This window comes from uncultured Metabacillus sp., from assembly GCF_947503125.1.
In the GTDB taxonomy this organism is placed as follows: domain Bacteria; phylum Bacillota; class Bacilli; order Bacillales; family Bacillaceae; genus Metabacillus.
Genome location: NZ_CANNCR010000104.1, coordinates 1 through 7815, shown reverse-complemented (window position 1 = coordinate 7815; position 7815 = coordinate 1). Strand labels below are relative to the sequence as shown.

Below are 7815 nucleotides of genomic sequence, written 5' to 3'. Positions count from 1 at the left end.
TGCGGCGGTCAACAAGTTCACTTCGGTGTTAATTAAAACTAAAACGTTGTTTTTTCATAGAACTTTTGACACTACCTGTCACCTTCACTATAAAGGAGATTTGTGAAATTAAGGTGAAAGAATAATGAACAATATATTAACAAAATAAAATAAGGTGAATCAAAAGAGCTTTGCCCCTTTGATTCACCTTCTCTTAAATACCTGGTTGTCTTTAAATTTATTTCTTATTAATCATTTTTGAAATGGTGTTAAAATCTAATTTTTCATTTCCATTAACAATTGAATTAACAATTTTATCTTCCATTTGCTTTGAAACAGGTTTGTTAGCAATTTGTGATACGCGGCGGATCACATTGCGTACAGTTTTTTCATCTTTGAAGTTTGCACCCTGTAAAGAATTTGCTAAAGCAAAAACATCATTCATGTTAACGCCAGTTTTATTTTCGATATTTTTGAAGAATTTATTATCCATTTTCCCGCCTCCTTACCTGATAATATATCCTATGACATTCTAGGCAAAAGGTGAATAAAAAGAGACTGAGCTCTTTGTTCAAGTTCCGTAAGAAAAGCCTAAGAGTCTTGATCAGCCTGAAACAAATAAGACGCTCATGAGATTGAAAGCATTCTTTGCCTTCACTTCATGATGTTAAAATTCATTCCTTTTTTACCTGTTCAAAAAAAAATACGAGCATTATCCGCTCGTATTTTCTTTGATGCCCCTAAGACACTTTGGTCTTAGTTATAGAAAGAAGCACCAACAATGATTAAAAGGATAAATAATACAACGATTAAAACAAACGTGCTGCCGTAATAGCCGCCGCCGCCATAACCATAGCCACCGTAGCCGTAACCCATGCGCTAAGCACCTCCTCCTGCTATCATTACTTCACTATATGAAGCTAGGAGTCAGTTTGTTTGGACGTTTGCGGGTAGTTTTTGATAAGAATTCTAATTTCTTTTTATAGGTTTATGTTTAATCAGCCACTTTTCCATTTCTACAGCAGCTAACTCCATTCTTTGTTCAAATTCATCACTCAGCCTATCCATTTGGTTCAGTTCCCGCTCTTTACGATAAAGATTGGCATCCTCTTTTCTTTGGATATGATCATGCCGGCGATATACATTCTCCAGCAACCCACGGAAAACCTGTTCAATGATCAATATCTTTCTCTCCTTTTTTAAGCAATCCATCCTTGTAATAATCTAGGTATAATTTCCCTGAGTGGTCGACTTGGCCAAGGAAAATTTCCTCTGCAGCTGCTTCATGTTTTTTGAGCTGGGCATTAACCCAATCCAAACTATAGCCGCTGGCATAAATGGCTTCTTCATTTAATTTTCCGTCCATAATAATCGTTTGCGGTATTTTTAGCTGCTGCCCTTGTCCGAATAGATCCTCCCAAAGCACGGGCTTTTTTTCCCGTTTTAATAAAACACTTAATTCCCCATTCGTTTCAAGCGTTGCAAATTCAACATCTCCAGCAAAAAAAATATCCTTTTTCCTTAATTGCTCCATTAACTCATCTGTTGTGTATTTCTCATGTTTTAAGTTCTCCTCCAGGATCTTACCTCCCTCAATAAATGTTGTAGGAGTCCCTTCCACTATTTTGCGAAAAACAATGCTCTTTAAGGAAGCCATTGATACAATGACCGGGAAAAGCGCCCATATTAATAATGAAATCACACCATTTACTACATTTAATTCAATATCCATTGAAATCGTTCCAGCGATATCACCTACGGTAATCCCGACGATGTACTCGAAAAAAGATAATTTTGATAATTGCTTTTTTCCCAATAGTTTGGTGATAAAAAATAATCCTAAAATGATAAGTACTGAACGTATGATTACTTCAACCCAGTCTAGCATTTCCCTGTCACCTTCACATTTCTTTTGATTTTTTACCTTCTTAAATATGTGAAGAAGGCTTAGTAAGAAAAATTTGTGTTATGATATATTATCATTTCTTACCAAAACCTTTTTTATGTGAGAATCTTCGCTGAAAAAAATGAATGCCTATTTGTACTCAAGTACAGGTTCTTCTTCGGCTTCACAGGTATATTTGATACCATCTTATATACTCTGGGATAATGGCTTTTTAGCGGTTCTCCTGTTTTGGAATACCATAATACCTTATAGCGCATCAGAAATTACGATCCCTTCCTTCTTACAATAAGCGACACAGGATATAGTATTTTTGTTACTTTATTACTGCTCTTAAATCAGATGATCCATTGCTTTGATTTGCAGAGCTATAGATCCCCTAAAAAATAATAGGCTGACGAATTTTCTCGTCAGCCTGCCTCATATATTTACTTTTACACTATGACCGTTTTTTCTTTTTGCCACAGCCACAGCCGCTTTTTTTAACCTTCTTTTGCCCAACTGAAGGCGTTTTTTGTTCCTTATCGGTAGGATTTATGCTGCTCTTTTTCATTTGTATCCCCACCTTCCTAATTGATAATGTAATAAATCTATATAAAATCAGCCAAACCCAATATTGATTGCCTAAATTCAGTTTATGCGTATCACTTTATATCGTTCTAAGCATAAGCCTAATCTAACAATTTATTTATAACCGTTTCGATGATTCCCGCTAATCCTGCGATAGCTAAAATAACAAGCAAAGGCTCCGCCACAGAAGGCCAAAGCAGCCAAACTGCATATAGAAAGGCAGAACACCATACACCTGTACACCAGTAGCAGCTTAAAAGCTCACCGATCCAAATTCTTAAACCGGTTCCCTTCATTACGATGTATGTCTCAACATTTCCATTTTTATCAGTCTCTTCGACTTCTTGATGAAAAGGTCGTCTGATAAATTCAGTAATTTTATCAAAGACAAACAATCTTGTTAAACGAAATGAGGCAAGTGCAAGCATGATTAATTGCAGCCATGTCAATATGACACACACCCTTTTTTGAGTTCTCTTTACATATTTTATGAGCTTAATTGAAGAATATGTATTTATGAAACTTGTTTTAAATAAAGGTAGCTGATCTCATGATCGAGATCAGCTATACATATTATCCTGCCTTTAGTATTTATTGTTTATTGAATTGGAGTCGGCAATTAAACAATCTCTTCTAGGTCAAGGACAATATTAAGCAAGGCAACAAAGATATTAAGGAATAGATTTAATGTTACACCTGTATTTTGATCTTCTAAGTTAACCTCAATATCCTTACAATTTATGATAACTACTTTTTGTTTACTCTTTTGAGTTGTTTGTGCTACTTGCAATAATTCTTGTGTAACAAGTTCTGCATCGTCGTCAAGGATGATATTTAATAAAGAGATGATTAAGTTAATTCCAATATTGATTGTAGCAGCAAATTGTTCTTGTTCTGATTTTACTTTAATGTCGCAAGAATCTTTGATAAAAATTAACTCTTTAATTTCTTGTTCAGTATTTGCAACTTGTAGTCCATCTTGTTCAAAAATTGCATCATCATTACGATGACCAAATACATCTCTTTCATCATGACATTTTTCTTTCATTGGGTGGTCTTCAGTTCCAAGAGCACACCAGTTATAACGTTTTGCTTCCATTTATTCTTCCTCCTTTCGGTTTAATACATTAAATGCAGGAAAGGTATCTTTTGTATAAGGTATTTACCTCAGGTGATTTGCCCATTTTTAGATTATTTGCCTCGTCTTTTACGGAGTTTTTGTCGCAAAGTCATCTTATTTTCTGATTTTTTCTCATTAGTAGATTTAGAGGAAGGTTCTTCTGTTGTAAAACTTTGTTCTTCAAGAAGACTTTCGACATGTGCTTTATATGTTTTTGCAAGCTCTTTAAAGCGTTCCTTATCTTCGTCAGAAATTTGTGCTAGTTTTTCTTTGGAAACGTTATGCTTGTTAAGAATTTGTTGAACCATTATTTTTGCCATTTCAGGAGACATAAGATCAGGCTTTTTATCATCCATATTACCCCTCCTTTATCATTTTTCTTAGGTGATAAATTCAGAAATCAAAGCTATCAGTACATGCATAAAAAATTGAAGTGAATAAGCTACCTCATGATTTCTTAAATCGATCACCACTTCTGCCGAATTTTCGATAAAAATTTCCTTTTTATTGGCTTGTTTGATGCTAAATTTATTTTTCATTTCCTGAGTGATTAATTCGGCTGTTTCACTGTCTAAAAGGATTGATTGAAGAAACAACGTGATGACTGCTCGAATGGACGTATTTAGAGTAGAAATTTGTTCTGCATCATAAGTGATAATTCTTACGTTACGGGAATTTTTTATATGAATAAGATCACCTGAAGCTTGAATGGTCTTAGCTGTTATTTCCCCTTCTACATCAATGAAGGATGAAAGAAATTCTGTATTCATTTCAACTGGAGTGTTCAAATAGTACACAAAAAACCCTCCTTTCCTCTTTATATATAATGCATAGGTTTAGGTTTTTGTTTAGGAAATGACATGGTTTTGGTGCCCATTTTTGGTTTATTGGGTGGGCGTGCATATTTTACATGTTTAAACTTTTTATAATAGGAGAAATGTTCACTAGAAAAGCATAAATTGTTTTCTTTTCAATTAAAAAAGCCTTGTACCATAAAACGGTGGTAAAAGGCTTTTTTGAAGAAAAACAACGAAAAAAGGATGGATTCTTTTTGAACCCAATCCTCTATTAACAAGATTTAGGCAGCAGGAGGTAAAAATCTAACAAAGTTAACATATAAGGCTGACATACTTGTTGTTGTACCTGCTCCATATCCATTGTTCTCCACTACAGTGATTAAATTTCCAGTAACATTTAAAATATGACCAGTTACCTCAGCATGATCTGTTGCAATTAAAACTCTTGCTCCAATACGGCCAGCTAACTCCGCAGCTAACATTTCACTAAACATCGTTTTCCCCCCTTATAGTTCAGTTACAGTTTCAATTTGGTCTAATCTTACTAGTGTTTGGTTACCAGTAGTTTCAAGTAGAACAATATAGTCTGTTCTAACTGCTAAAACTCTACCTACTAATGGATTAAATAGTTCATTTCCTACTTCGATTTGAACTAGTTCACCAAGAAGTTCTAAAAGACGTGCTCTGAGGGAACCAGGAATTACAGGAATTACTGGTGTTGTTGGTGGTGTTACTGGTGGAGTTCCACCGCCACCATTCCCATTATCTTCTACTGGTACAAGTGCACAAATACAACGACAATCTACTACAAATGTTTCTTCAGTTTGACCTGTGCTTTCGAAAGTAAAGATTGCACAACAATCCTCAAATCCTTGGAACTCAAAGTCAGTACGATTCCCACCATTACCTGCTAAATTTAGAAAATTATCATTTCCTTCAAGGAGAAGATTAAATAAATCCCCTTCTTCAGCGTTTGCAAGGAAGGTACACGCACAACCATCACATACTACCCCATTACCATTTCCATTCTTTTTACAATTATGATGTTTTTTATGATCATGTTTTTTATGATCATCTTTTTTATGATCACATTTTTTATGGTCATGTTTTTTAGTATGTTTTTTACGGCTTTTTAACTGAGATAACAACTCATCCATCGAGCCCATTTCAAGACTTAAGTCTTTCTTACGCTTCATTCTTTTATCCTCCTATTTAAATAATTTATTTTGCCCTATATTTATATTCAATAAAAGATAGATTGCTAGGGCATTAGTTTCTTTTTTTGTAAAATAGTTAATAATCTAGAATTTTAAAAAGTGAATCCCCATAAATACAGGATTCACTCATCTAACAGGATATGAAGTAATTAGTATATTAAAAAAACATAAATTCTTTTAAAACTTAATTAAATCTAATCATTTACAGGTACAAGTGCACAAATACAACGACAATCTACCACAAATGTTTCTTCAGTTTGACCTGTGCTTTCGAAAGTAAAGATTGCACAACAATCCTCAAATCCTTGAAACTCAAAGTCAGTACGATTCCCACCATTACCTGCTAAATTTAAGAAATTATCATTTCCTTCAAGGAGGAGATTAAATACATCCCCTTCTTCAGCATTTGCTAGGAAGGTACACGCACAACCATCACATACTACCCCATTACCATTATCCTTTTTCTTTTTACAATGCTTCTTCTTACGTTTTGATTTTAATAAACTTAACAAATCAGTCATCTCACCTACTTCCATACTTGTACTCATATGGGAATGGCCTTTTCTTTTACCACAACAACCCATAATTTCATCCTCCTATTATTTGATATAAACTCACAATATATATATTCAATAAGAGGTATTATGTAAGGGCGATTGCACCTTTTAAACATAGGTATTCCCCCCTTTTGTACTAAAAAAATGAAAATCTTAACAAAAAGAAATTCACTTTTTTAGCACAAAAGGAAGGCAAAGTTAGTAGTTTCTTCCTAAAGATAAAGTAATAAAATAACCAAGTAACGATTGTTTAATTTCACTTCCCTCTTTAATCACTCCTGCAAGTTTTTCCGTCATTAAATTCCTTGCCTAAAACGGCCAAAAAAAAGGTATCAATAACATCGAAACAAGCATAGTAATCAATCCAAGCGGAATACCAACCTTCAAAAAGTCGCTAAATGAATATCCTCCCGTTCCATAAACAATCATATTTGATTGATAGCCGATCGGAGTGGCAAAACTTGTGGATGCAGCAATGGCAATGGTGATCGCAAAGGGAGTGGGGTCTAATGCCATCTGCTCTGCTACGGAATAGGCAATGGGGAAAATCATCGTTGCAGCTGCGTTGTTTGATAAGAGTTCTGTCGTCATCCAGGTTAAGAAAAAAATGACGGAAAGAATAACAATAGGTCCATAGTTCATCACATGGCTTGTGATCCATTCGGCCATTGCTGAAGCTACCCCTGTTTTTTCCAAAGCCTTGGCGATACCAAAGGATGATCCGATCATAATAAGCAGCTTCCATTCTATTGAATTCCTCGCTTCTTCAATCGATATTGATCTTGAAAATAAAAGAATAACGACAGCTATACAAACAGCTGTAATCATTTTTATCCATCCTAAACCAACAGATACAATCATCATGATGAAAATGCTGATCAAGAAAATAGACTCTTTATCAACTTCGGGTGAATAAGAGGATTTATATTCTGATTCAACTTCTAGAGTAAGGCCTTGAATGCTCCTTAATCCGCCAATCGTTTCATCATCTCCCTTTAATAGTAGAAAATCATCTTCTTGTAACGTCTTGCTGCTAGAAATCGGAAAAATGCTCTTTCCATTCCTTATTATGGTTATAAAATAACCCTGTTTTAACCATAGTAATCCTACCTCTTTTATTGTTTTTCCTACCATCGGACAAGTTGAAGCAATTTTTGCTTGTACCAGACATTCACCGCAGTTCTTTTCCTTTAAAGAATCTTTTGCACCATGATTAGGCAGCATGCTGCTGCCAATAAACGTCATATATAGAATACCTATAATCGCACATGGAATGCCGATTAGACCGAGCTCAAACATGCTAAATCCTGTTCCAGTCCTATCCATTAATAAACCGCTAATAACAATGTTCGTAGAGGTTCCAATCAGCGTACACATTCCCCCTAAGATTACTGCGTATAACAAAGGAATGAGCAGCTTTGTCTCTGGCAATCCTATTTTTCGGGCCCATTTCCTCACAAGGGGAGTCAGAATCACAACTAGGGGTGTATTATTCATAAACATTGAGATACATGCCGCTGGAAGCATTAGCTTAAAAATGGCTTTTTGCGGTCTTTTCTCATAACCAATCATATACTCAGGTAATTTTTTTATATAATCCTGAATTATTCATACCTTCTCTCAGGTCATGCATTTAATCAAAAATTAATTACATTTCTAAGTTTTTAAAAGA

The 7815-nt window shown here is 34.7% G+C and carries 12 protein-coding genes; all 12 read right to left on the bottom strand.

Annotated features, from left to right (window positions below):
- Nucleotides 1-217 precede the first annotated feature (217 nt).
- Nucleotides 218-472: a stage VI sporulation protein F gene (locus tag Q1B07_RS25720; protein WP_046512131.1), complete on the bottom strand. Its 255-nt coding sequence runs from the start codon at nucleotides 470-472 to the stop codon at nucleotides 218-220.
- 263 nt (nucleotides 473-735) lie between these two features.
- The gene (locus Q1B07_RS25715; protein ID WP_084821810.1) at nucleotides 736-855 is read right to left on the bottom strand and encodes a YjcZ family sporulation protein; all 120 of its coding nucleotides are present in this window, start codon (nucleotides 853-855) and stop codon (nucleotides 736-738) included.
- A gap of 93 nt (nucleotides 856-948) precedes the next feature.
- Nucleotides 949-1161, bottom strand: coding sequence for a hypothetical protein (locus tag Q1B07_RS25710; protein WP_299095389.1), 213 nt, complete (start codon nucleotides 1159-1161; stop codon nucleotides 949-951).
- Nucleotides 1151-1867: a DUF421 domain-containing protein gene (locus Q1B07_RS25705; RefSeq protein WP_299095391.1), complete on the bottom strand. Its 717-nt coding sequence runs from the start codon at nucleotides 1865-1867 to the stop codon at nucleotides 1151-1153. Before Q1B07_RS25705 ends, Q1B07_RS25710 begins: the two co-directional genes overlap by 11 nt.
- 686 nt (nucleotides 1868-2553) lie before the next feature.
- The gene (locus tag Q1B07_RS25700; RefSeq protein WP_299095411.1) at nucleotides 2554-2880 is read right to left on the bottom strand and encodes a DUF1360 domain-containing protein; all 327 of its coding nucleotides are present in this window, start codon (nucleotides 2878-2880) and stop codon (nucleotides 2554-2556) included.
- A gap of 191 nt (nucleotides 2881-3071) precedes the next feature.
- Nucleotides 3072-3551, bottom strand: a complete 480-nt coding sequence (locus Q1B07_RS25695; RefSeq protein WP_299095393.1) for a spore coat protein — start codon at nucleotides 3549-3551, stop codon at nucleotides 3072-3074.
- A gap of 92 nt (nucleotides 3552-3643) precedes the next feature.
- Nucleotides 3644-3928, bottom strand: coding sequence for a hypothetical protein (locus tag Q1B07_RS25690; RefSeq protein WP_299095396.1), 285 nt, complete (start codon nucleotides 3926-3928; stop codon nucleotides 3644-3646).
- 24 nt (nucleotides 3929-3952) lie between these two features.
- Nucleotides 3953-4369, bottom strand: a complete 417-nt coding sequence (locus Q1B07_RS25685) for a spore coat protein (protein ID WP_299095399.1) — start codon at nucleotides 4367-4369, stop codon at nucleotides 3953-3955.
- Nucleotides 4370-4650: 281 nt separating this feature from the next.
- Nucleotides 4651-4863 (bottom strand): hypothetical protein, encoded by a 213-nt coding sequence (locus tag Q1B07_RS25680; protein WP_299095401.1) that lies wholly within the window; start codon nucleotides 4861-4863, stop codon nucleotides 4651-4653.
- Nucleotides 4864-4875: 12 nt separating this feature from the next.
- Nucleotides 4876-5565, bottom strand: coding sequence for a hypothetical protein (locus tag Q1B07_RS25675; RefSeq protein ID WP_299095403.1), 690 nt, complete (start codon nucleotides 5563-5565; stop codon nucleotides 4876-4878).
- Between the two features lie 215 nt (nucleotides 5566-5780).
- On the bottom strand, nucleotides 5781-6170 hold the full coding sequence (locus Q1B07_RS25670) for a hypothetical protein (RefSeq protein ID WP_299095405.1): 390 nt from the start codon (nucleotides 6168-6170) through the stop codon (nucleotides 5781-5783).
- Between the two features lie 282 nt (nucleotides 6171-6452).
- Nucleotides 6453-7715, bottom strand: coding sequence for an SLC13 family permease (locus tag Q1B07_RS25665; RefSeq protein ID WP_299095408.1), 1263 nt, complete (start codon nucleotides 7713-7715; stop codon nucleotides 6453-6455).
- Nucleotides 7716-7815 lie beyond the last annotated feature (100 nt).

What these genes read in the sequence shown, in the direction of transcription:
- Q1B07_RS25720 (WP_046512131.1), bottom strand. Translation starts at nt 472, where the DNA reads ATGGATAATAAATTCTTCAAAAATATCGAAAATAAAACTGGCGTTAAC.
- Q1B07_RS25690 (WP_299095396.1), bottom strand. Translation starts at nt 3,928, where the DNA reads ATGGATGATAAAAAGCCTGATCTTATGTCTCCTGAAATGGCAAAAATA.
- Q1B07_RS25700 (WP_299095411.1), bottom strand. Translation starts at nt 2,880, where the DNA reads ATGCTTGCACTTGCCTCATTTCGTTTAACAAGATTGTTTGTCTTTGAT.
- Q1B07_RS25665 (WP_299095408.1), bottom strand. Translation starts at nt 7,715, where the DNA reads ATGATTGGTTATGAGAAAAGACCGCAAAAAGCCATTTTTAAGCTAATG.
- Q1B07_RS25705 (WP_299095391.1), bottom strand. Translation starts at nt 1,867, where the DNA reads ATGCTAGACTGGGTTGAAGTAATCATACGTTCAGTACTTATCATTTTA.
- Q1B07_RS25680 (WP_299095401.1), bottom strand. Translation starts at nt 4,863, where the DNA reads ATGTTTAGTGAAATGTTAGCTGCGGAGTTAGCTGGCCGTATTGGAGCA.
- Q1B07_RS25715 (WP_084821810.1), bottom strand. Translation starts at nt 855, where the DNA reads ATGGGTTACGGCTACGGTGGCTATGGTTATGGCGGCGGCGGCTATTAC.
- Q1B07_RS25670 (WP_299095405.1), bottom strand. Translation starts at nt 6,170, where the DNA reads ATGGGTTGTTGTGGTAAAAGAAAAGGCCATTCCCATATGAGTACAAGT.
- Q1B07_RS25675 (WP_299095403.1), bottom strand. Translation starts at nt 5,565, where the DNA reads ATGAAGCGTAAGAAAGACTTAAGTCTTGAAATGGGCTCGATGGATGAG.
- Q1B07_RS25695 (WP_299095393.1), bottom strand. Translation starts at nt 3,551, where the DNA reads ATGGAAGCAAAACGTTATAACTGGTGTGCTCTTGGAACTGAAGACCAC.